The following is a 26,721-nucleotide window of genomic DNA, read 5'->3' on the forward strand; positions in this document are numbered from 1 at the left end:
TCGCGGCGCGTCCGATGTCCCGAGGGATACACCGTCGAGAGGGCGCTTGCTGTCGGAAGACTGATCAGTGCTGATGGTTTCGAGAATTTGAAGGATCTGGTCCACAAGGTCGCGTATCGCGCGATCACGGACGGCTGGTCCGGTGACGAGGCCCCGCGTGTCGAGGTGAGCGGTGACGGAGCGACGCTGGTGGTGGCGGTCGAGGGGACACAGTCGCGAGTCGTGCTGACCGCTTCCGGGCCTGCCGATGCCCGCGAGATTCGGGTGGTGACCACTGTCGCACTGGCGGATTCGCTGGAATCCTCGGTGTCGATCGATGATGTGAATGTGGCGGCCTATATCGCCGGTGACGTGGCCGAGTACCTGTCCGCCGCCGCAGAGTCAGCCGCCGAGTTCGGCCGGTTCGCCAGGCTCCAGGTCGAAGGCGGCGTGCACTACCTGCCGCGTGGGCGAGCGGAGTCCGGCGCGATCGAGATTCGGGTGACCGGACCCGATTCGGATCGCGCGGTCACGGTCGTGGCCGGGGCAGAGACCGTCGGCAAGGGATGGGCACGGAATTCGCGTTGGATCAGCCGATTGTCCGGGGAGCCAGACGAATTCGTCGCCTGGTCGGCCGATGACGTCGATGCCGACGCCCTGCACGGGTGGCTCGAGCCCTCGAGTGAGATGCGACTTCGACTCGACAGCCTGCTCGCGCAGGTCCTGCGGGTGGCCGACGGCGGCCGGCTGACCATGGCGCCCTCCAACGACGGATATCACAATGTTGCGATTACCTGCGCCGATCGTCCCGGTCTCCCGGGGTGGCTGAAGCTGACGACCGACCGAGTCGGGGAATTCCGAACTGTGCGAATCGTGATCGACCCGACAGTTCTCGAGGTCGACCGCCGCGCGCTGAGCCGGGTGGTCGAGGAGTGGCTCCACGCTCAGCAGCTGGATTCTGACGAAATCGGTGATGCTGTCGAGCAGTTGAGCAATCTGCTCGCGGAATCGGCCGCTACGGGACTGACCGTGGCGAGCGGGCACCTGGAGGTTTCACGGGTGCCGAGCCTCGGCGTCGGCAAGCCGAGATTCACCAAGCGCACCGAGGATGCGCCGCGTCCACGATCATCGCGTGTCTGGGACGACGTGGCGGTGACCGCCGCCGACGGGAATGATCCGAGCGCTCGAACGCTCACCGAAGTCGACGATGATCGGACCGGGCACTGGGCGGAACCCGCCACCGCGACAGTGGATCTGGAGACTCTGCACGAGATATGGCCTGAGGCCGACAGCGTGGAATCGGTGCGCAGTGCGATCGCGTTGCTGTCACCGGTACACGCTGTGGTGGCCGAAGCCGCTCATCTGCGTGGGATGACGAATGCCGACATTGCCGAGACGTACGGTATTCCGCTGTCCAAGGTAGTCAGCTATCGGGGGAGGATTCCTGACCTGTTGGCGAAATCGCTTGCTGCCCAAGGTCTTTTCGAGGATGTCCGCCGCGATGACCCTGAGCGGTTCCGGTGTGCGATGGACCTGCTCACGCCGGACGAGTCGGATGTGTTCCGTGCGCGCTATCTGGACCGGATTCCGGCCGCGGCGACCGTCACAGCTACCAGGCTGAGTGATCGAGCCGTGTCGGGCCTGCTGGCCGACGCGATCACCATGATGGTCACGGAGCTCACCACTGGAGAACACCCCGAGACGCGGGACAAGCAGGCGAAGATCAATTGGTATCTGCGGCACGACCGGCAGCTGGTCGAGCGCCTGATCGAGCACGCCTCACCGGCCTCGCTCCAGAGTTCCGCCCGTGCGGCGTTCGAATATCGATACCTCGCCGGCAAATCGACCAAGCAGACGATCGAGGAACTCGATATCAGCAAGTCCGCGCTCCAGACCCGGCTGCGACACGCACTCGATTATTTGGCGGGCAGGCTGACGGACCCATCGGAGAGCGCGTCGGCGACAGCCTCGGCAGAACAACCGCCCGAAGAAACCGAGCCACAGCGCACCACGCCGGGACGCCGGAATTCGATCCTGGTCGATCACGCGATCGCGGTGGATCGGGCCGGAGTGCGACAGGTAGTCGGCGAACTCGCGGATTCCGGTCATTTGAACGGCAATGAGCTGGGATACCTGAGGATGGGCTTGCTGCGGGAGGCAGGCCCACTGCGCTATCACCTGATCGCGAGTGAACTCGGAATCACCACGGGCGCGGTGTCCGCGCTACGGACTCGCACACTGGGAATCCTGGCGCAAGAGCTGCGTGACCGCGGCTGGACCGAAGAGTCCGGCTCCGCACCTGGATCACCCTCCACAGGCGTCGATTCGCTCGACGCTGTCGACGAGCACGCCGTGGATATCGACGTGCCCGACGATGCTGGGCTCGAGAAATTGCTGGACTTCTTGGATCGCACGAACTTCGGTGACATAGCCTGTGGTCCGGATGCCGATCCGGGCACGACCGATCGGCCACTGTGGATAGTGCGGTGGTTGAGCGAAGTATTCGGCGACAGCACCGGCCGGGTACATGCGGAAGTGTTGCCCGACGGCAAGCTGCGAATCGACGTCAGCCGCGAGGAGAGTGCTACTCGCCGGGCACGCCGACTCGGTCTGGTCGCCTCCGGAACGACAGGGCAGCGTCGGCTGGAGTTCGAAGCCGAAGGCGCCAGCGGTACGGCTCATCCAGATGGCGTCGTCGGTTTCAAGATCAGCAGGGGAATCGACACCCCGTCCGGGCGTGCGATGTTCCAGGAAATGATGTCGGCGTTCGAAGGCCGTGTGCGTGTGATACGCGGCCTGTGGCAGGACATGCTCGGACAATCGAATCTGAAGACCTTCAACAGGCTGGTACGCGAGGGTTTCTCCGAAAAGTATGCCGCCCTGCACACTTTCACCGGCAAGATGGCGCGAGAACACGGCTTCACCACGGCGACGATCGTGGAAACGGACGGCAACCCCGGCGACTATGAATTCGTCGAGGTGCATTTCGAGCGTTCAGAGAACTTCGGACTCGACGATATCGCCGACAAACTTGCGCCCACGTCCACGCGGGCTGAAGACGGGTTGGCAGAGTGCGCCGAGACCATGGCGCTCGTGTCGTGGGTCCGCGCGGTCGAGGAGCAGAAGCGGGCCGAGGCGAAGTCGGAAGAGTATGCCCGTGCCGGAAACGCCTTCGAGGCCGAACGGTTCGCCACGCTGGCCGCCGAGCACGCAGCGCGAGCAGCGGCGATCATCGACGGTGCGGTGGATTCCAGTTCGTGGGGTGAGCGTTACGCCGCACGCGTTCGAGGTGATTGGGATCCGCGAGTCCATTCGTTCGCCTCCGCGATCGATCTGCTGCGGGGCAAACCCGGCGCCCGTCTGGAGCTGGCGCTCGACACCGTGGACGAAACGCTCGCCGCTGGTGGTTTCTCTCACATGATCGAAATCCGCAATGTCGGTGTGCCCGGACGGGATCGCTTCGTGGTGTTGGATTCGCGGTTCGTCACCGACGCCGAGCGGGCGGCGATCCGGGCCGGTATGACGACCGGCAATCCGGTCGATCTGAGCCACCATGAGCTCGAACTGAGCGAGTACACCAGGCTGTTCCCGCTGCCCAAGCTGCGCAAGCAATGGATAACGGTGGTTTCGTACGGTCTCGACGGCCTGCCGGTGTACAGGCTCGCCCCTGGACAGCAACCGGAACCGGGACCGTTGAACCCGCCGCGAGGTGCCCGTGACGACGGCGAACCATCGGAAGGCACCACTGCCCATCCAGATTCGGATGGCACCAGATCGCGAACCGAGCGTGAACCATCGGGTGATACCACTTCCGGGCTTCCCGATGCGGGCACCGGTGGATCGGAATCACTGACACAGCGAACGCGCGCTCGTTTCACCGAAGCGCAGCAGAATCTGGAGAACCGGTTCGCGGCGATCGACTCCGATCTACACAAGCGCCACGCCGCGATAGAACGGCGTCTCGCGGGGGAGCCGGACGGCAGTGTCCCGCATCCGGATCAGAACAGCGCAGGGGCGTTGACCGAATACACCCGCGCTCGTTTCGAGGCCGCGGAAGAACGGGTGAGGCAGCGAGCTGCCGAGCTCACGACCGAAATCGAACAGGGGCACGAGGAGATTGGCCGGTGGATGGCCAGGGAGGTAGACGGCACGACCTCGCAGACGGTCTCCGACACCGGTTCGGCGACCGAACAATCTCGTCCACGCGGCGAGGCGACGGATGCGCTGACACCCGAGGTTGTCGACGACGTGGCGGGTGCGACGGTGTCCGAAATCCTGCCCAAATCTGTGCGCGACGCGTTGGTGTACTGGTTGCATCCCGGCGAGGCGCCGCCGGCCCCGCACGAGACCGCGCGCTGGGACAAGGTGGCCGCTCGGATGCGGCACCACAGATACCACGAGACACGGGTGGCCGTGGAGGCGGCACAGCATGCGCGGGCCAACGCCGAGCGGTGGAATCTGTTGTCCAAGAGCCAGATTCGGGATATCTGTGCCGCATATCCGCATTTCGTCGGCAACGCGGACGGTATTCCGGTGTGCTTTCGTTCCTGGGCGAACGAACTCGGTCTGAAGCAGGATGAGAACCGGTTGCAGGCCCTGATCGCCGACGGGCGCGCTACCCAGGCCGACCGGGATCGGCTGGAGCGGGTGCGTCGGATGCAGGTCGCGATCGCGGCCCAGCGCACCGAGGCCGCCGAAACCTCGACCGCGAGTGAACCGCCCGAAGTGTTCGCGATCGTTTGCGATACAGAGGAGTTCGACGGGGCTGGTCGACTCGTCACCGCCAGGCGTGACCCGGAAGCCGACGACACGGCGGCGGTGCTTGTGCGGGTACCGGACGTCGACTCGGAAAATGCCGACGAGACCGCTCGCTTCGATGCCGGGGTGTCGGACGCTGCCGCACAGGAAATGGACGGTTCGCTGTCGATCCTGCACTGGCAGGGCTACCACGCGCCGAGAAAGTCGACCGCAGCGCGGGCACAGGCCATGGGTACCGCCGTCCGCCTGCTGACCCGCGACCTCGCGGGACTGCGGGCGGGCATCGAATTTTGGCGTGGACAGCGAAATCGGGGTGATCGCGCGCAAACGAGCCCCCATTTCACTGTCGTCGGCGCGGGGCGCGGCGGTGAGATAGCTCGGCGGGCGGCGGCTCGGCGGGATGATCGGCGGCGGGCACGGCTGGAGGGGGTTGTGGATACTGTCGTGCTCGAGTCGGGGGGCGCTTCGGGGGTGTCGGTGCTCGATGTGTCGAGTGGGAACCTCGTCGCGTCGTTCGCGGCGCGGGGCACGGCAGCTTCGGATCACGCGGCGAAATCCGGGGCGCGCCAATTCCTCGTGCAGCTTGTTCGCCTGCTTCGGTCGGTGCTGCATGGTGAGATTCCTGACCGCCCGAACTTCGAGCATTCCGACGGATCGCTTCGCGACCGCGACGCGATCGCCCGGCTGGCACGCATCAGTGCCGGAAAGGTCGATGAATCCGACGCCACCGCACCGTATGTGGAGGAACCCGCTGATGTTCCCGAGGTCGGCTTCCTGCCCGCCGCCGAGGACTCCGACCTGGAAATCCTGCTGCGGGAATACATCCAGGACCCCTCCAAAACGATCGAGGTTGCCTTTCCACCCGTCGTGGCGGGGGAGTACCCCGAGGAGGTGCGGCGAGCGCTGGTTTCTTGGCTGACCGAGGAGGAACTGGCCGGGATCGACGACGTGGACTGGTCGGAGGTCGCCGAACGCATCGTACTCCCGGACTATGCTACGTGTGAGGAAGCGGCGCTGTTCACGGCCGCACACGTTCGCAGGGTGCAGAGCTGGTGGGCCGGCCTCGGCGATGCGCGCGAAGTGGTCGCCCGGCATCTCCCCGAGCATGTCGGCCGGGCCTACGGAATTCCGGTCGCTGTCCGCGATGGCGCGAATCGCACTGTCCTCGCGCGGGAGATCGCCGAGCTCATGGCGCGCGGCCTCCAGCAGAGCGGTATCGGCGGCCTGTTGTCCGGCGACGGCCCGGGTTTTACGTTCAGTTCGCTGTTCGATACGGCCGCGCAGCAGCGGCTGAAGAACATGCTGGAGGCCAGCCGGGGCCTCGATGAAGCCGGCCGCCGGTTCCCGGACGTGCCAGTGTATTTGGTCGACTACGACAGTCTCGCGTTCAACGGCTCGGGTAAGGCTGTGGTCGCCCAGGGCGAGTTTGCTACCGCGAAGCGGATCGCCGTCCACATCCCCGGCATCATTCGAACTCAGCTTCGGCACGTGCCGAAGAATCTGGAGTGGATGGGCAATCTGTACGACGAGGCCAGGCGGCAAGCACCCGGTATCGAGCACGCCACGCTCACCTGGATCGGCTACGACGCGCCGACGGAGCCGCCGGCGCTGCTGCTCGAGGCGGCCCAGCAGGACAAGGCCCGCCGCGGGGCGCCGCTGCTGCTGCGCGACCTGTACGCACTCGAAGCCGAGCGCACCCCACCGGCTGTAGACCGTGGCCAGCCGGTCGCCGATGCGGAATTCGTGCTGTTCGGGCACAGTTACGGTTCGGCGGTTCTCGGGCACGCCGCCAAGAACGGCATGCTGCCGAACGCGGTGTGGGGGATCGCCTTCGTCGGTTCACCGGGAACCCCGTTGATCTCGGCCGCGGACGCTGGTCTGCCACCGGATCGGGTTCTCGTCCTGGCCGAGCCGCGTGATCCGATCACTCGGTTGGGCGCGCGGATCTCGGGCAGTGACGGTTCGATACTCGGCATCGGACACGGCCCCGCCCCGGACTCGATCGCAGAATTCTTCAGAGCGCCTGCCAATATGGAGCACCTGAACTTCCTCGATGTTCACGAGGGGTACTACGAATACACCCCGGACGGCAGTCCGTCCGAGCCACTTCGGAACTCGGCGAAATTCTTCGTGGGCGTGCTTCCGGAGCGTGAGGATCATCGACCGAAGGTGCACCATCCCACGCTCGCGGATCGAATGGTGAACCGATTCGTGGACCCGGCCGCCTGGCGTCTGGGCTTGCGGCAGCGCAAGCAGCAGGCCAGGTGGGCCACGAACCTGCCCGGGACCTGGCCGACCCTCGATCAGTTGCTCTACACGAAGTGCCTGCACGAGGTACAGCCGTTCGCGAATCCACAGGTCCCGGACCTGCGAATCGCCGCGGCGAGCGACAATATGCGGCAGTTCGCCAGCCGGGACGCGGCGGCGACGGAACTCGCTGCCCGGCACGAGAATTCGGGCACGGACAAATGGCCGCCAGGATCGCGGATCGCCGGTGTGAGCGAGCTCGAGAACGGCGCCCTGCGGTTCTGGGTGTTGGAAAAGCAAAGCAAAGGTTTGTACCTCTACGACCCGAGGACGAATAAGCGCCGCCCCTACAAGCCAGGTCCTGCAGAGGGAGTGCGGGCCACTTACGGCACGCTGTATTCCCTTGGCGTACCGGTGAATTCCGGTTCCGACGCGGCGCACCCGACCGAATGGATGGCGCGGATTCCTGCTGTGAGGCCGGACGATGGGGCCGTGGGTTCCCCGTCCTCCGACCTGATCGCAGGTGTCCTCGTGGACGATTGCGTGCCGGAGTGCCAGAGGGTATTGCGTTCCGCCGGGATCGAATCAGATGAGCTGGAACGCGATGGCGGCCTGCCCGGGTTCTTCGGTGACAGCATCGAGCGGGCCTTCCACGGCCGCATGCAGAACTTCACTGAGCAGGATAAACACGGGCGAATCACCCGTCGCCGTGTCGGCGACCGGTTGCGTGCCGGTCAGTTCGCTCTGGTGATCGATGATCACGAGAACTCCGACGGTGACGAGAACCCCGGCGACGGTACGGGAATCGGCGCGCATGCTCGCGTCATGACCAGGATCGGCGACGTCGTCTGGATCTACGACACCACACATCGCGCCTGGTACACCCTCGACCAGTTCGAACGGCTGGAACGCGCGCACGGCCACCCGAAACTGGGCAAGGTCGTCGCCGTGCACGCGATCATCTTCGGTGACGAGAGCGTCGGGCCCAGTGAATACCCCAAGCACCGTGCGGGATTCACCGGCATAGCTTCCGACGACGCGTCGACGGAAGAGTCCACACGCGGGCATTCTTCTGGAGCAGCCGACCGCGAACGCGGTATGGATGCCGAGCCGGTCGGGCCGGAAAGCCAATGGCATCGCGGTCATTCACGCCGAGTGGACAATACGATGTCGGCGTTCATCGCAGCCATCGAAGGCGGCGCGAAGGTCATCGAACTGGATCTGCATATCTCCGCCGACGGCACGCCGATCATCTACCACGATCCCACGCTGAGCGCGGACGTCAGCGATCCGCGCTATCACGGCCGGGCGATCAACACGATGACCGACGCTGAGCTGCGGTCATTGCGGGTCAAGGGCGAGCCGATCGCATTCCTGGAAGACCTCGCGACCTATGTGCGGGATATGCGCTGGGACGGCACACTGGCTGTCGAATACAAGGCGATTCCCGCCTGGTCGGACGAGCAGGTCCGCGCGGGGATGCAGCGCTACATCGAGATTCTCAAGCGGAATCAGGTGGCATACCGGATACTCGGCTTCGACGGACGCGTCTGGTCCTACGCCGAGGAACTGGCCCCCGATGTCGAGCGAGTGGCTTTGATCGCCCCAGGGACTGCGAACAAGAAATGGATGGGGCAACGGGGCGCGACGCTCCTCGCTCAACTGCGCATGGGAGCTGCTTACCTCCTGCGCAAGCCGCATACGCCCGGTGGCGACCTTCCGGCCGCGGCCCGGGACCGGGGCGCCACCATGCTGTCGGTTCACTACACGATGGTGACCGAGAAGTTCCTGCGCCAGGCCGACGCCGCCGGGCTGCCGGTAGTGGCCTGGACGGTCAACACCCGCGCCGAGATGGAACGGCTGGTGGATCTCGGCGTCTACGCCATCACCACCGACAATCCCGAACTCCTCGCGGAGGTGCTGGCCGAACGCGGCCGACCTGAGCCGAATCGCTCCGGGTCGTGGTCGCGCAGAGTCGACCATCTGCTCGCACAGGCCGATGAAGAGCGCCGCCGGCAACGCGACGTCATCGGGCAGCTGCGGGGTCTTCTCGTGAAAGTGGATGTCGTGCAGACGAATACGATGAGTGACAACGAGCTGCTGGCGACGGCGCGAAGTATGGTCGATTCCGACACCGCTGGGCAAACGGCAATCGATGCGCTCCGCGCAGAACTGCGATCCTACGACGCCGCCGGTGTGATGGCGGCGCGCCTGGCGGCGTTCGCATCGGCGCCGCCGCTCAGAGCCATGGAATTAACCGCGCTGCAACAACTTCGAGCGAATCTGCTGGCCGCTCTCGCAACCTTCGCCGTGGACGATCGCGGTCTGCTCACTCTGGCGTCCGAGTCGACCCTTCAGAAAGCGCTCACGAAACTCGCACCAGAACACCAGGATTGGGTTCTCTTCGGCCTATGGGGTGACCCAGCCGACAGCGAGTGGCTCAACAATGCACCCTCGTTCGCCCATGCCGCACTGTCGGACCTGATCAATCAGCTGGTTCAGCAGATGACGGGGCCGGGTCAGTGGAAGGGCAAGGCGGTGTGGGCGCCCACCGGCGGTGCGCGCAGTACTGTGCCGTACACCGACCATGATTCCCTGGATATGGGTCCATCGATGGCTTTCGGCGGTGCCGGCAAGAGTTCGCGTCGGCAGATTCCGCGTCGGGGTGGGCGGCATATCGGAGACCCGAGGGTTAGCGCAGAGGGCGCTCAGAAAAGGCCGATTTCGGCTGCTGACACAGCGTTCCTGGAGAAGGTCCGTCGAAATGCTTTGTCGATGCTGCGGCGTCAGGGACTCGACGATGCCGATTCCAGAATCCGCGGTCTATCGGTGGCAACCGTTTCAGAATTGGCGCTGGCTTTTTCAGCCCTCGGACAGGATCAACGTCGAGCGTTGTCAGGTCATGTCGAGGGCAATGGGATATGGCGTGCAGGTGCCGTTCGTGATCTGACTGAGTTATTGCTACCAGGGCCCGGCGCAGACCTCACCGTCGACGAGCAGAGGGTTTGGTCCGCCGATCCCGAGGAACTGCGCGATCTGATCCGTGGGATGTCTGCGAAGAGGATGCAGAGGTTCATCGAACATCGATTCTTGCAGCGATCCTCGTTGGTGCGAGTCGCTGTGACCCTGGGGGTGACCGTAGCCGAGGTCAAGCAGTGGCAAGCGGGACTCTTGCGTGTGCTGGGTGAACGGATGGGCGGCAGCAATTCTGGGGGGACAAGGCCCGCTCCGGCACGTCCCGCGCCGAGCAAGAAGATCGCGCTGGGCCGAGCCGAGGAGAAGATTGTCGAACTGGCGCCGAGCGACTTCGATGAAGCGTTCCGGGAGGAGGAATCGCTATTCGGACGTTGTTACGCGACGCTGGGGTCTCGCTACCAGGCTTGTGTCAAGCTCTTGCTGCTGCCCGGCTACGACATCGAAGCAGCGAAGACGGACTTGGGAGCCACTGAAGATACAGTCCGAACGATGTATCGCCGAGCCGTGCGAGAATTCGCGGTGATGCTTGACGCGCTGACTCGCATTGAGGAGTGCGTGGTCGATTCGGTGTTCTACGAGAGTCATCTGACGCAGTTCGAGCAGCGCAAACAGGAGTGCTTGCGGGGTTGGCTCGGAGGGAAGACTGTGGCGGAGGTCGCGCGTGCAGGCGGCCGTTCCGAAGACAAGGTGGGCGCGCAGCTGCGTCGAGCGCTTCCGGAGTTCGCTGAGGCATTGTCCGGTGATGCGCTACCGGAGTCCTCAGGGGTCGACGCCACGGTATGGGCGGCAAGATCGACTGATCTCGATCTGTTGGAACGCTGTATCGGCTTGCTCGGCCCGGATCATCGCCGCTGCGCCACCATCTTGTTCCTCGAGAATGGGACTCTGTTCCAGGTACGGCAGGAACTCGGCGGCAGCGCCGAGCAGATTCGCGGCTTGCGTTATCGCACTATCCGCCTGTTGATCGAGTTGTTGACGCAGGTCCCCACGCTGATCGACGCTCAACATGATTCAGCTGCGTTCGAAGGCTGTTCGCAATATTTGACCACTCGTGAATCGCATTGGTTTACGGCATGTTTCGTGCGTCGACGGAAGCTGTCCGATGTCGTCGCCGAACAGGAGGTTGACGACGAAATATCCGCATCGGAGGTGTTGCATCGGGCGATTCGCAAGATGGTCAGGTTTGTCTCTGGCGGTGAGCCGACTGACCCACAGGTGCGTCGGAGACGGGAACGTACTCTGGCGGGACTCGACGATGCGACGGACGTAGTTTCCGGCGGGCTGGCCGCTGCTCTCGATTCCGAAAAGCCTTTGAAGATCGTCATGTTCGCTCCGGAGTGGGATCCGGACAAGGGCGGATTGACCGCGATCAACAAGATCGTGGCCGAGCAACTCGCGGCGGCCGGCCATCAGGTGATTGTGCGGGTGGGGCATGACGTGACCGGGAAGGATCATCACGAGAACGTGAAACTGGTCGGTCCGCGGCAACCGGACGCGAGCTTGAAGGAAGCCAAGCAGCTGTGGTCGGACTGGAAGACCGATCTGCCGGACGATGCCGACATCATCATCGGGCACGATCGCCTGACCGGATTCCAGGCCCGCGACTTCCGCAACAAGCATTGCGCGGCAGCGAAATTGGTGGTGTTCACCCACTTCGTGCCGGAGCCGCTGGGGCGGGTTCGGGAGGTTCCTGAGGAAGGTCTGCTCAACGATCGGATGGTGCGGGACCTGGTGAGCGTCGCGGACGTGGTGGTCGGGATCGGGCCGGTCATCTACCAGGATTCGGTTCGGATGCACGATGTCACCGGCAGCGATGCCGTTGTCTACCAGATGGATCCGGGATTGGTGCTACCGAACCCGACGCCGCCGGAGCCACGGGACGACGACAAACCGTTCACGATTCTGCTGTTCGGTCGTACCGGTGACAAGCAGAAGGGCGCGGAGGAACTGGCCGAGATCTCCGGACAGCTCGGCGAACGGTTCCGCGGCAAAGGCCGGAAGGTCAAGCTCATCGTCCGCGGTGTTCCGAAGGACGAACAGGAGGACATGCAGCGGCTTCTTGATGGAAAAGCCGGCCCGCACTGTGAAGTCGAAGCCCGCGAACACACCACCGACCCCGAGAAGCTGGCCGACGACAAGAAGGAATCCGATGTCGTGGTATTGGGCGGCCCGGCCGAAGGCTATGGTCTGGTCGCCATCGAAGCCCTCGACGCGGGCAAAGTGGTGCTCGTCGCCGACACCAGCGGTTTCGGGGTGGACCTCCTGGAGCTCGGCGACAGCTCTCGAATGTTCGTGGTGCCACAGGCTTTCGACGGGCCGGTGAACAAGGTGGCCTGGCTCGACAAGCTCGTCGACGTCTACGAGAACTTCGATGCCTATCAGGTCGGCGCACTGGAACTGCGGGCGGAAATGGTCGCCCTCGAGCGGACCTGGCCCCATGCCGTGGCCGGCCTCGAACAGGTTCTTCGCAGGGCGGTGCGTCGTGAGCCGATGTGGCAGGACTACGACCCCGTAATCCGTGCTCAACCGATCGGGCGCGCCGTGCCGCCGAACGCGCACTTCATCTTGCCGGGTGATCCCGCCGCGTCGAACGGCGAGGCGACTTCCGGCAGCCAGGATTGGCTCACGGAGCCATCGGGCGATCCAGATCCCGAGGCGAGGCCCGGCGGCGGGCGGCGGACGCCGCAGAACCCGGACGACGTCGATCGCGGAACATGGCTGGAATTCGAGTCGGCGCTGATTCTGGCCCGGGCGGGATACGCGATCGATCATGAGCGCAATCTTCGGAGCGGAAAGCTCCAACCGGATTTCACGATCGAAGGCCGATCGTTCGACCACTACGCGCCCCAACCGGGCACACCACTGGCGAATGTCCTGAAAAAGCTGTCACAGAAGATATCCCGCGGGCAGGCTGTCAGGTTCATCGTCAACCTGTCCGACTCCCCGTGCACTGTGCGGGACATCGCCGCGCGATTGGTGGAGAACCCACCGGTTGGCCTCGAGGAAGTGATCGTGATCGATGCGGGCGGCACTGTGACGCGGGTGTACCCGCAGACGCACGGGTTGCCGAATTCGTCCAATCCGGCGAACCCCGACGATCCGCATGACGTGGCCGATTTCCCGTCTGCCGGGTCGGAGGCTGATGTCGTGGAGATATCTACCGGGCCATCTCGTATCCGCTCGAAGATCGAGGCCTGGAACGCGGGGAAGCCGACACGTCTGTGGGGGAGGAGCCAGCTGGGGCTGTGGCACTCGTTCCAGGCCGATGAAGTCGAAAGCTGGGCACTTCTCGATCCCGATGGTCGAATTATCGGACCCTGCTTCCTCGTCGACCCGGTCGAGAAGAATCGAGTTCGGACAGCGGTTGCCTCGGGGCTGTTCAACAAAGACAGCTACACGCCATTTCATCCTCGAGATGCCCTGGGAGGGAGCCGGACTCGGTCGGAGCGGCTGGAGGATCCAGAAGTGCTCGACCCCGGAGAACCGGTGCGCGCACCATACGCGGATGACGCCGTCGATCATCCGATTGTCGGCGTGATCGCGCATGCCTTCCCGGATGAGTTCCTGATCGCCGTTCGGCCGAAGCGGACCGGTGTGCGGGAGTTCCTGCGTGTCAAGGGATGGACATTCGGCGGGATATTGGCAGCGAACGAACACTTGAAAGCTGCGATTCGGGGCAAGGACAGCCCGATACTGCTGTTGAACGGTTGTGAAGCGGCGGCGGGGAGTGCTGCTCCATCGGCAGTTGCGGCGTTGCGCGCCGCTGGATTTCATTTCGACGTGTACGCACCGACGACTGTGTACGGCGTCGTGCCCGGGAAAGGGCTCGGGCCGAAAGTCGAAGTCGACCAGGACGGCCGGATAGTCCGGTCTTCCTGGAAGAAGTTCACGAGTTCCCACACCGCGAGTTCGCGCTCAGCTCGCCGTGCTCGCCCGGCGACAGCAGACAACGTGGGTTTGGAGCGGTGCGCGCGGTTGACAGCATTGCTGTCCAGGTTGCGGGCGGCGGGGGTGCCGGGCCGGGAGCTGCCCGAGGCCGGCCCGGTCGGTCGGTGGGGCGAACACTTTGCGGCGCAGGTGAATGCGGGGTGGGCGCCGCAAACGTACGGATCACTGGCCGAGCTGATGGCGTCGATTCGGCATCAGCCGGTGGGTTTCCGGGCCGAGGTGGCGTTCGAGGTCATCGACGCCGCGGCGGCGGCCGAGCTGGAGCGTGCGCTGTTGGCGGGCCGAACGGACCTGGGCGAGTGGGAGATCGAGTTCGACACCTACCTGGACATGCGTCCGGAGGTGGCGAACGAGCTGGCGGAGGGCAGTGGTACCGGTTGGGTGTCGCTGATTCCGTACGACGCGGAAACCAAGCTCCCGGTGTATGCCTACGATCCGAAAAGTATCTACGGGCCGATGCATATACCGGCCGGGCCGAACGATGCGCAACCACCGCCGAGTGCGCCGGACCACCCATCGAAGCCGAAGCGCGACAAGCAGATTCGATGGACGCTGACCAGTGCGTCGGCATCGGAAATGCCGGATTTGGACTCCATCGACGTGCTCGAGGTCATGGTTCGGATGCAGGACGGTGTGGTGGTCACCGAGCCTGGGATCCCGCCGCTGCCCGAATTGGCGGCCGCCGCCGCAATGCACGGGACTACGGTGTCGATTCGGGTCGAGCCGGAGTCGCACTGGCCGGCCGAGGACGTGGAAATGCGTCTTCGCGGCGTGCTCGGTGCGGCACTCCTGGCCATCGACGGGTCCGATGCGGCATACGGGTTCGGCACCTCGTACTGGCCGGCGCTGAGAGCCTTGCGCCAGAGCGCTCCGCTGGCGCGGGAACAGGTCGCCTACTGCGATCCGGATCGTTCGGGCTGGCTGACCGCGGCGGAAGCGGAGAATCTGCCGCAGACAGCGTACGAACGAGGCGCGACCGCAATTCGTTTCGGCGACGCGCCGGAGATCGGTCGCATGCTGTGGCAGGCCCGAACCCTGTCTGTGCCGAGCCGGGATCCGGATGACGAAATGGATCGCGACGGCCTGACGGTCATCGGCATGGCCGGTGGCGCCGAGAGTGTCCGACGACTCGAGGCACTCGGCGTGGAGGCGATCGCGGTGGCACAGGTTGCGGCCGCCGATGCGTCAGCGGACTCGCGCGGTGCGGTTCCGCTCGCGCGAACATCGCTGAAAGGCCCTGCGGCAGGGTCGATGCCGCCGGAGCAGATCGCGACCGGTCGGCTGGCGAGATTCGAAGTCCGGCGTGACTTGACCGCGGTGACCCCCGAAGCGATCGCCGCCGCGGTGGATTCGGATGTCAACGTGCTGGGCGTCGATGTCCGACTCGTCGATGGCGTGCCTATGGCCGAAGCCGGCGGATCGATTGCGCTGGATGTGCTGGCCGAGCTGATCGAGGGGCTCGGTGTCGGCTTGGTGTTGCGGTTCGACACCGAACACGAAGCGGAAGAGATCGACGAGGAACTCGTGTATCGCAGTGCGGCGGTGTTGTCGCGGCGGCGTATCGCGCACCGTTGGGAGAGCGACAGCTGGGCCGTGCTCCACAGCATCGCGCGCTCGAAAGTGCCGGTGGGGCGTGCGATCGGTCGTGATGACTTCAAAGAAGACCCCAAAGCGGTGGCAGGCCGTGCGCGTGCGCATGGCGTGACGATGATTACCGTGCGGGACCGAGCGTTCGCTCGGAAGTTCGCCGCCTACTCGAGGAGCCGCATCGGCATCTCGCAGACTCCGGTCGTGGTGCGTGACGTCGTCAGCGCCACCGCGGCACGGGAACTGAGGAAAGCCGGAATCGTCGGTATCGGCACCGAGCATCCGGAGCGAATGCGGGATGTCCTGATCGAGGCGGGCGGCTTGCCGGAATCGGTCCGGAGGACCGGTGTACCTCGGCACGCGGTCCCACGCCGAGATGACATCGAAATCCAAGTGACCCCCACAGCTGACGGGATAGAAGGCTTTCGACGAGCGCTGCAACCGAGTGTGGCTACGGTGTGCCTGCGCGTGGGGTGGACTGCCGATCGTGCGGTGGTCGTGGTCCCCGGTAACTTCGACACCGGCACCAGTCCATCACTCGACGATCTGCACGATTCCGGAGTGTTCGCGCTGCGCGACGCGCTGGCGGCGATCGCCGAAAGTGGCTGGGACGGTACGGTTTCGATCGAACTCCTGACCGGACACATGTCGAAGTCGGAACTTGACGCCTTCCTGACGAATGTGCTGGAATTCGAGCTGCCCGACCTCGGTCGCACGCGATTGGGTAGCTCGGATCCCCGTGCCCTGAGCAAGTTGAAGCAGATTCACGCACGCCGGACCGGGAAGCGGCGCGGTAAGCAGCCTGCCCTCGAGCTCACCGCTGTGGTTCCGCCAGGGGCCAAGCCCGCCATCGGCCTGCTTGCCGACGCGACGACGATCTCGTTCGACTTCCGGGACCTGACCGCACAGCTGCTGCTGGACCATCCCGAACTGCCGGTGATCGTGCGAGGCGCCGACCGGACCGAGGACCTGACTCGGATCGCGGGGCTCGGTGTCGACATCGTCCAAACCCCTCGCCCGGACCTGGTACCGAGCCAGGTCATTACCGAGCCCGTGGTACGCGAGACGCTCCCGCCGGTGCGGCAGAATGGCAACAGCGAAGCGATCGAATTCCACTATGTGTGCGAGTCCAGCACGAGCGCGGACTTCCTTCGGGGACTGCGGTCGGGTGCGTCGGCTGTCCACATCGATGTTCATGTCGTCGAAGGGGTGCCGTTCCTCACGAATCGCGATCCCGGTCGCAATACTCGACTGGAGGACATGGATGCGCTGCCCCTGGCCGAAGCCGCGGCTCTCGCGCACAGACACGGTGTGGCCCTCTGGGTGAATGTCGGCTACGGCGGAAGTGAGCTCGCCGGTGCGGCGGCCACGGCCGCGACAATGGCGGTCCTGCAGCGATCCGGCGCGAACTATCGCATCATCGGTGACGAACGGGTACAGGCCGAAGCCAGGAAGATCGGGGCCGTCCTCGGCGTTTCGGACGGCAACCTGGCCACCCGGTTCGGCGGCTACCCTCGGGTGGGCAACCTTCCGCGAAATCCCAAGCGAAGTGGCCCGGTGATACTCCGGAGCGCCGACTACTACCTGGAATCGGACACGCGTGCGGCCCGCAAGGCGGGCCACACCGTGGTGCTGGTCGAACCCGCAGATCTGCGCCTGACCAGAGAGCTGGCCCGCTTGGGCATCAGCGCGATCGCTGTCAAACACTGGGATGAGAAACTCGGCCACTATCGCGACGGTCTGTCCGGAGCGGACTGGCTGGATGTGAACTCCTGCGGTTCCGAGGGGGTTCGAGTGCGAGCCCAGCAGGTTGCCGACTGGGCCCGCGCGCGCATGGTGGCCGACGGCTGGACGGAAGACAGCGACGTAGTACCGGAGCTGGTCCAGGCACTGCTCTCGAAGGTGCCGATTATCGCACCATTCGGCACATCACTGACCGTCCAGTACATCAGCGGTCCGCGTCCACGGTTCGTCTGCTACTTCGGCGAAGCACTGAATATCCCCGAGGACGGACCGGATACGGCTCGAGTGCGATGGCAGCTGGACAAGACGGCGAAGACGGCGAGCGTCACGGCGCGTTCGAGGGTGTCGAAAAGTGGTTCCGCGCAGTCCGATTCACTCGACGAGATCCGCGACCCGGCGGCGCGGGAGCGGCGGATAGCCCAGCTTGTCGGTGCGGACGACCCCGGCAACGACGACTTCGTGACCTTGGCGAAGCTGGTCGAGGTCGAAGGAGGGGCGAATCTGTGGTGGAAGTACCACGGCGATTCGTTGCACGCCGGGTGTACCGACGGCCCGCGAAGCCTGTGGGCCGCCAAGGTGTCCGGCACCGACTCCGCCCGGTCCTGGCAGATGTGGTGGACGATCGCGGACCCACACGATTACACCGGAGTGGTCGAGGAACACTGGGCTGTCCTGGGCTGGCCGAAGTCGTTGCTACAGCAGTGTTTCGGGATGGCGCGAATCACCGAGTTCCTGAACGGACGTCAGCTTCTGGGCCTGAGGGCACGGTACACCGGCGACGCGATCGAAGTCGCCTGGGACGATACGGGACATCTCGGCCGTAAACCTCGGTCCGATTCGATCGATGTCCGGTTCCGTTACCCGATGTCCGGTTCGACCGCCGAGTGGATGCATCTGCACCGGGGACAGCCGGTGCCGGCCGAACAACTCGCGGTGTGGGTGGCCATGGTGACGCCCGCCGAGCTCCATTCCGCGGCCCATCGCGCCGCGGTCATGCTGGAGGGGCTGGCTGTCCGCGACCAGATGCGGATCATCGCCGATCTCGCCATCGAGGATGGACAGCAAGTGCTCCGTATCCGCTGTGAGCTGCGGGGGCAGACGCTCACCCGCGACGAGCAGCGATGGATCGTCGACCACGCGGACCGCACTGCGTTCGAGCGGCACGTCGACGAGTTCGGGCACGGAACCGGCGTAACCACTGCCATATTCCGTCCGGAGGACAAGAGCCCGGCGGGCGGCGGGGGTTCCCGGCCCCTTTCGATGACCGATGATCCGTTCGGTCAGGCACGCGGTGCGTTCTGGGCAGTGCCGGGCGGTTCGCGGATCGTGCCACGGCAGATGCGTGGTGGCGAGCATCCCAGTTCGCCTCGACGTACCACTCCGGATGCTGGGGCCCCGGAGGACATTCGTGCGGCGCGTGGCACCGGTGACATCGATGAATCTGCGATCAGGCCCGCGGTAGGAGACGGACCGGCGCCACCGGCACCGGGACCGGACGGAAGTGGACCCAGCGCATCGACGTCGGACGACGAGGTATTACCAGCCGATCCTGCGTCCGGCGGCGCCGATCCACGACATACTCGGCTAACGGCTCCGCCCCCCGATCCATCTCCTGACGCCCAGCGCGTCGAGGATGGAGAGGGGCCGGATTATCCGGCCCCTCTCCTCGTGCCGGGCACCGGAACCGGGGTCGCCGAGAATCCGCGCAGGATCCTGGCTTTCGCTGACGCCCTGGATTTCGCCGCCGGCGGTGTTCGGTCGCTGAATACCAATCTGCTTCGCGCGCTGGCGAAACGGGGACATGAGGTGACCGTGGTGGTCGCCGAGGAAGTGCCGGGCGGCATGGTGGTCGACCCCAGCGGGGTGCGGGTGGTGGGTCTGCCGGCGCATGAGCCGGCCAGTTCGGTGCCTGAGCGGTTGGCAGCGGCACAGAGTGCGCTGTCGGCCGCTGACGAATTCGATGTGGTGCTGGGTCATTCGAACGATCTCGGTGCGGCATCGGCTGCCGCTGCGTCCGAATTCGGGCTTCCCTTAGTGCATTTCACACACGCGGACTGCGAGACCGTGCAGATGGTGGCGGGAGTTGTGGGGGTCGGGCCCGTCAACTACGAGAATGCCGTGGAACATGTAGCGCTGTCGGGCCGATCGGATCAGCCGGTCACGCACATGCTGATTCCGGGCTGCGAGTTCACCGAACAGCCACCGCTGTCCGCGCCCGACGGGCCGTTCAAATTGCTGCTGTGCGGGCGGGCGGACGCGTCGGTCGAGGGGGTGGACGAAGCCGCTCGCATGGTCTGGCTGCTCAACCAGCGTGGCCTCGATGTGCGGCTGGTGGTGCGCGGTGCCTCACCGAAGACGGCGGCTCGGTTGCAGAAGATGCTCGGTGACAAGGCGGTGGCCGAGCCCATCGCCGTCCGCGCCGAACTGCTGGCCGAGTACACCTCGGCACACCTGGTGCTCCTGCCCTCGATTGCCGAACCGTTCGACCTGGAGGCGATGGCCGCGGGTATCCCGGTCCTCATGTCGTCCTCGAGCGGTGTCGGACGCTGGTTCCGCGACGAGTTCCCCGATCTCGCCGAAATCTACTGTGTGGAACAGGGATACGAGGCCGCGCCGCCGGTGATGGCGTGGACTGACCAGATCGAGATGTACCTGCGAAACCTGCCCGGCGCCTGGGCGCGCGCCCTGGACGTCCAGCAGCGGTTGCGGGCGCAGGGCCGTACCTGGGATCGGACTGCGGCCGAACTGGAATCGATGCTGGAGCAGGTGATCCTTCGCGCGAGTCGGCGACCCGGGTCCGATGGTTTTCGAGAACTGTGGGATCGCTACAGCCAGGACGCTAACGACCACGTGGAGTTCTCCATCGGCAATGACGATGGTGAAAGCAGTCAGGAGGTGATCGACCGGGTTTTCGAGCGTGCTCGGCGGATGTGGGGCCAGGCGCCGGTGGGGAACGATGTGGCGGCCTGGCTGGAGAGGATCGCGGCGGAGGAGGTCATCGACGAACTCGCCTTCTTCCGGATGCGGGCGGCCCTGCGCACGATCCGCGTTGACATGGCAAATCGAGGTTCGGATCCGGGGCCGAGCGAGGTGCTGGACAACCTGACCTGGTCCGCGCTTCGGAATGCCTTGTCCGCCATCTCCGATCAAGAGTGGCCGGCCCTGGTGCTGCGCCTGGCACTGTCGGCATGGCCGCATGTGGACCCCCTTGCCAGTGCGCTCGGCGTGCAGCCGGGGTATGTGCAGGATCTGGTATTTTGCCTGGTTCCGAGCGTATTCGAGCTGCTGGGAATCGAGGTACCCGAGGCGTCGGACGTAGGTGTGCGGATCGCAGACTCGGGTACGCCGGACAGCGAGTCGCCGTTACGCTCCTCGACGGTTACTCCCGGCGAGATCATCGGCGTTCTCGGCGAAACCGATACGACACCGTCGGACCTGGACATCCTGCCGCCGACCACAGCTGCGGAGATAGAAGCACGATGCGGCATTTCGGTCGCTCACCAGGACGACCTGCAGCGGGCGGCGGAGACCTTGGGCATCATTCTCGATGTCCGGCCGGCGAACCCGCGCGGCGTGCGCTGGGTCGAACAAGGGCTGGCATTGCCGAAACCGGAAACGATCAAAACCAAGACCCTCACCGATCTCGATCGATTGCTCGGTGCGCACCCGTCGCATATCGGATTGGTCGGGATCTTCCGGCCGGTGCTTCCACCGCGACCGGACTGTCCACCGGATATGTCCGAATCGGACTGGGCGCAGAGGTGGGACGCGCTTCTGCAACGCTACGAATACCGTCGGCGCGAGTGGTACACGACGCATAATCAGACCGACCTCGACATCGGCGAGGACGGCATCGTGTACGGACGAGATCTCCATGGACGCCGACTCCCGTACGGGTCGGATTACGACCTGTTCGCAGTCCGGCACAGTGACGGCTCGGTGATCACGTCCAGGCCACTGTTCGAACAGATTCTCCGGACATTGCGGCAGGAGTTCGGAATTCGGGTCGAGCACGGTGCCACCCTGCAGTGGCTGACGAATACTCCGGCGGAGCATCATCTCAAGAAGGCGGTGCTGGGTCAGCACTGCCGTGGCGGTACGCCGCTGATCAGATTCGAGCCGAATCGGCGACCACGGCGAGTCTGGGGGCCGATACCGACCGACGGGCTGCCGCTGGTCGGCGATATGCCGCCAGGTGCGGTCCAGCCGTGGTGGGCGGGAGCACCGACGGTATTCGCCGGTCCCGTCCTGGGCATCGGTGACGCCGCCGAATGGGAATTGCTGCAGGCCGCGAAATCCGGCGCCGCGGAAGCATTTCACGAACTGTGGGAGAACGTCGAGAGCAGAGTCTTCGAGTATCTGCGTAACGTGGTGACGGACGAGGAAGTCTCGGTTTCCGATATCCACATCCTCGCCTGGCACATGACCACCGAATTGCGTGAGCGGGCCCTGCGCGAACTGCCGCTGCTGCCGGAAAGCACGACCTTCTGGACCTGGATCGGAAAACTCGCCGCGGAACGCGCGGACGAATACCGGAGCTTCCTCGCATGCCGGGAGCCGATCGCGGTCGGGTTCATGCGGCTGACGGGCGTTGATCGATCGGATCCACGGGTTCGAACGTTGCTGCGGGCCCGTGACGATCGGCTCCTGCGGGCATTCACCGATTCGAACCCGAAGTGGATGGCGCTGCGGCTGCGTTTCCACCATCGGGCCCTACCCTTCGAATCCGCTGTGCTGATGGGTATTCCGATGGCCGACGGCGACGAGGCCGAACGCGCGGCGATCCGGGAATTCGTCGAGTACGTCGCGGCGACCGACCAGCCCACATCGGGGCAGAGTCCACTGGACCGGACCCAGTTGTCGGAGGCTTCCCGATCCGATATGCCCCCCTTGCGACGGTTGCTTCAGGAGTTGACGAGTGCGGGATTCGGGACGCTGCCACCCGCCGAACTGGCGTTGTCGGCCGTACCGCCCTACGACCACGAAACCGAACGCGACGACACGTCCGAGTCCGCCGGGCCGGATCGGGAGCGTGTGCTGGCATTGCTCGAGGAAGAACTCGAGCGTGCCGTCGCGGAGCACCGAGCCGCGGTGCACTGGTTGCAAGGGTTCCTACGGCAGCACGCTTCCGATGGGATGGCCGACGAAGATGCGTATGCCTATCTGCTGGACCGTGCGTACGAAACGGATCCGGTGGCGGTCCGGCTGGCACTCGGTCATCTGGACGCCGACGTGCGCGACGGCGCGCTGCCACCGGAAAACCAGGATCGAGAGTCGGGCGAACCATGGCCGGATTACATCGCCGGACTCGTGGTGTGGAACCGACTGCGGGATTGGGCTCCGCTCGCGGACGTCCGGACTGTCGAATCGGCGCTGCGCAAAGTCGCGGTTCGAGTGGGGCCGGAGGCATTCCGGCTTGCCTACGCGCACTATCCCGAACAAGCACGCTTCTGGATCGAGCATCGGGTGCTGCGGTCGTATGCGAACGAGCCGGGCGCCGATGATATCGACCGCATATTGTCCAGCAACGAGCAGATGTGGGCGAAACTGAGAGTGGCTGAGCCGGTCACGCGGCTGTTCCTCGAGCTGTCCGGTGGGCGGATGCCGGCTCCGGAGCGATACGCCAAATGGGACGACGTCCTGCGAGCACCGATGCGCTCGTCCTACGACAAGGGCAAATGGGAGCCCGCGTTGCAGCGCCTGGCCGAAAACCATCCGCTGCAGGCTCGGCTCCTGGAGCAATGGGCGGTCGGACACCTGCTGCATCGGGAAATCGCTGAGCGCGCCGGACTCGACCTGATCGAAGTACGCCACCTGTTGGACGAGGCGGTCGTGCGGATGCATGTCCTGCTCGCCGACGGGGACATCCAGATGGCTGCGGAACGGGACCTGTTCGGTGATGATCCGGCCGACGACGCGATCCAGCGTTGGGAGGGGCCGGTCGAACCGGGAGCTCTCGATGCTATCCACGCACTGCTCGCCCGTGAATTCGCCGACCATCAGGACTTCGCACGACGGGCGATGCCGGAGCAGCTGGAGCAGCGCGGTCTGCTACCGGAGCATCAAGAAGCGATTCAGCAGGTAGTGGATGCGCACGGCGTCGAGAGCTGGTGGTTGCCAGGCAGTTCCGAGGGAAATCGGTGGATCCGGGCCGGCATCGCACACCCGTGTCCTGCCGATATCGATATCCGAGAACGCACGATCCTGGATTGGTTGCTGGGTGCGCCGTGGTGGAGCCTCGGTTTGGTCGGGCCGTTCGAGCCGCGGATGCCGGCCCTTCCCGATGGCCTGACGCTCGGGGAACAATCCCGGATCGGCCGGCTGCTCTGGGAGCGATTCGAGTATCGCAGGCAGGAGTGGCTGGAGTATCGCGAGCGCAGCTACCTGGATTTCGACGAGCACTATATCCTGCACGGCACCGACGCCACGGGACGACGCCGCCCGCTCGCCCGCTTCCCGGAACTGGCCGGATTGGCGCACAAGGGCGGGGAGCTGATCCGCGACCCGGCGATGCTGCGCAGGATCCTCGCCGATCTGTCGCGCCACGGGCTGGCGAACGGTGGCGCTCGGATGCAGTCGCGGCAGTCGGGCCGTCGCGAAGACGATGCGAAGAACACCGAATTCCACCCCTATGGCCGGGGCGGGAACCAGCGGATAGCGCTGTTCGCCGCCGGGAAGAAACCGACCTTCTCGGCTGCGGTCCGGCCGAGCGGTGGGTGGCCCAGCGTCTTCGATCACCGGCCGATCGACGCACAGCGGATCAGAGTCGTGAAACCTCGTTCCGCACGGCTTCTTCCCGGCTACGCGCTGAGCCCCGGGGAATTGTCGCTGCATGCGAAGGGATATCCGATCGAACAGCCGTGGAGCAACCGTGACCACGACGATAGTGACGGCCCGGTTCCGCACGGATCGACCTGCCTATTCGCCGACCAGAGCCGGTGCATCTTGCGCCCGGCGTCCGCGCTGTCGCGCCCATACCGCGACGCACCCCCACTGGCGCTGGCAGTGCGTGATGTCGGCTATTCACGGATCCACGAATTCCTGGCGGAACGGATAGCCGGGTATTCGAGTGGCCCGGCCAGCACCCTCTGGTATTCGCTGGTGGGCTGGGGTTCGCTGACCGAGGAGTCCGACCCTGCCGACGAACGCCCGATCGGTGATCACTCGATCGAGTACCGCAATGCGCGGGCGGTGGGTGACTACATCGCCGGCTTGGTGCGTGGCCCGCACGGCTCCGGATGGTGTCTTTTGCCGGCCGATATCTCGGTGGCGTCCATCCCCGATGTCCGTTCGGATTTCGTCGCCGACGCACTCGGCAGACCATTGGATTCCGGCACCCTGGATGCGGTACACGCGCTGCGGCAAGAGCTCGACGGTCTCCTCTCCGCGATCCGGGCCGACGGTGTCGCACCCATCGAAGCGTCGGCCATCGCCCACGCTGTGGCGCGGTGTGACGAAATCTTGCGGGACGGCATGATCAGCGGGGCCGCGTGGCCGGAGTTCATCGAGGTGCTTCCACCACCCGTGGTGCCGGCACAGCGGACAGTGAGCGAGGCGACACTGATCGAGCGGATCATCGACACGGTCATGCATCGCGCACGTCCGGTCGGCGATCTGACTCCGGACGACGCCGAGACCTATTACGGCATTCCGATGCAACTACAGCAGGAGTGGGAACAGGCATGTGCCGATCTCGCGCAGGAGACCGGACGTCAGATCGAAACCTGGCTGTGCCCCGCGCGAACAGCGGGAATCGAGACGCTGCGGTCAGGAGCCGGGCATGCCAAGGAACGCCCCGTCAAATACAAGAGCATCGACGAGATCGATCTGATCCTGTGTCCCGACCTGACTCCGGCCGATCTCGGCGAGGTGCTCTGCTACGAACCCGGACCGGTGCCGACCGGGTTGACTCAGCGGAGCCGCCGAATCCTCGAACGCCGCAGCGAGGAACGGCGCAGGGATCTGCGCGACGCGAGGCGGCGCAGCGATCTGCGGCTGGGGCCCCGCGGCGAGGTGTACGTCGTCGGTGAACGTGGCGAACTCCGGCGGCAGCGGATCGACGCCGACCTCTACGGCATCTTCTACCGTGGCGGCGAGCCGATCACCGATCCCGTCTTCCTGGCGCACTGTTTGAACTTTTTCGCCGAACGCGGTCTGATCCAGCACGGCGGTGTTGTCGACATGTGGGCGGACTCACCGAAGCAACACGCGGTCCGCCAGGCCCTCATGGTGAAGCTCGGGCCCGATGGTGACCGGTTGCTGCGCCTGGCGCCCGGTACGGCTCCCTGTGGAATGGTCGGCCTGCCGCCCGATGAGTGGATTTCCTATGTCGCCGAGATCGACTTCGATGGCATTCCGAGATTCGTTGCCTACCATGCTGGTTCGAGTAGCTCCAGCCGGAATCCGGTGTCGCATACGACTGCCGACAGTGAACTCGTCTTCCACGACCTGTGGGTTTCCTTCGGCAAGCAGGTGCGCAGCCAGGTGCGAGCTGTCGTGGATGACTGGCTGGCCCTGTGGCCGGCGACCGATCCCGGGCCGGAGATCTGCAAGGCCAGTATCACGGAGATCGTCGAGCTGACCAGTACCCGGTCGCGCCGCGAGAACGGCGGCCGAACCGTACTGCTCGACGACAGTGGCTGGATCGACGGGCTGACCGAGGAGGTGCTCGCCGAGTATCGGGACTTCTGGTTCTATCGTGCGGCCCTGATCGAATTCCTCACTCACACCGCGCACCTCGATACCTCCGACCATCGAGTGCGCTCGGTGCAGCGGATGACATTGCGCGAGTGGCGGATTGCGACGAACCGTTGCCCCGGTGTGGCACCGGCACTGAACGTGCTGCACCCGGGCGCCTTCGAGCCGGACCTTCCTGAGCGACACATCGCGAATCTCGCGGATCTGGTGGGCGTGCCATGTGGCCAGGCGGCAACTGCGATCTATCAGGTGCTGCAGCGGCTGGTCGATCATATTGTGGCGGCCGTCGAGCCTGCGGTGGCGCAATCCGAGCCGATGCGCTTCCTGGGGTCAGGAACCGCGTCGGATGATTTGTGGGAGACCGGTTTCGGAGCCGGGGACACATGGCGACGAGAACTGGCGGTTTCGGCCGCCGCCGGTGACGAGCCGTTCGATCTCTGGTGGGCCGCTGTCGAAGGCGAGATCTACGGGTTTGTTCGCGGTTACGGCTTGGACAGCGACGATGCCGCCGACGACGGTGGCCGGGTCGTCCGAGAACTGGTCTCCGAGATCCGTGAAATCTGCCGCCGCGATATCGCGACGATCCCGGATGGGATGACCGTCGATGCGTGGGTCGGCGGGATCACAGTGCGCCGGCTGCGCGACTACGCGGGAATACTGGAATTCCAACGACAGGTCGCGGTCCAGTACGTGGTCGGCACGCAGGCCGGAAGCCCGGATCCGGCCGTGCGCGCGTTGCATCAGGCCGGTGAACGCGAATTGCGTTCCGCACTGGATGAATTCACT

Annotated in this window: 1 protein-coding gene (running past both ends of the window); it reads left to right on the plus strand. The window is 65.1% G+C overall.

All 26,721 nt of this window come from inside a single coding sequence — locus ACFVMC_RS28830, glycerophosphodiester phosphodiesterase family protein (protein WP_379215411.1), on the plus strand. Of the gene's 116,319 coding nucleotides, 79,953 precede the window and 9,645 follow it; the stretch shown corresponds to coding positions 79,954–106,674 — codons 26,652 (complete) to 35,558 (complete); the first complete codon in view begins at position 1. Both codon boundaries (start and stop) fall beyond the window edges.

The organism is Nocardia sp. NPDC127579, assembly GCF_042672005.1.
Classification (GTDB): domain Bacteria; phylum Actinomycetota; class Actinomycetes; order Mycobacteriales; family Mycobacteriaceae; genus Nocardia.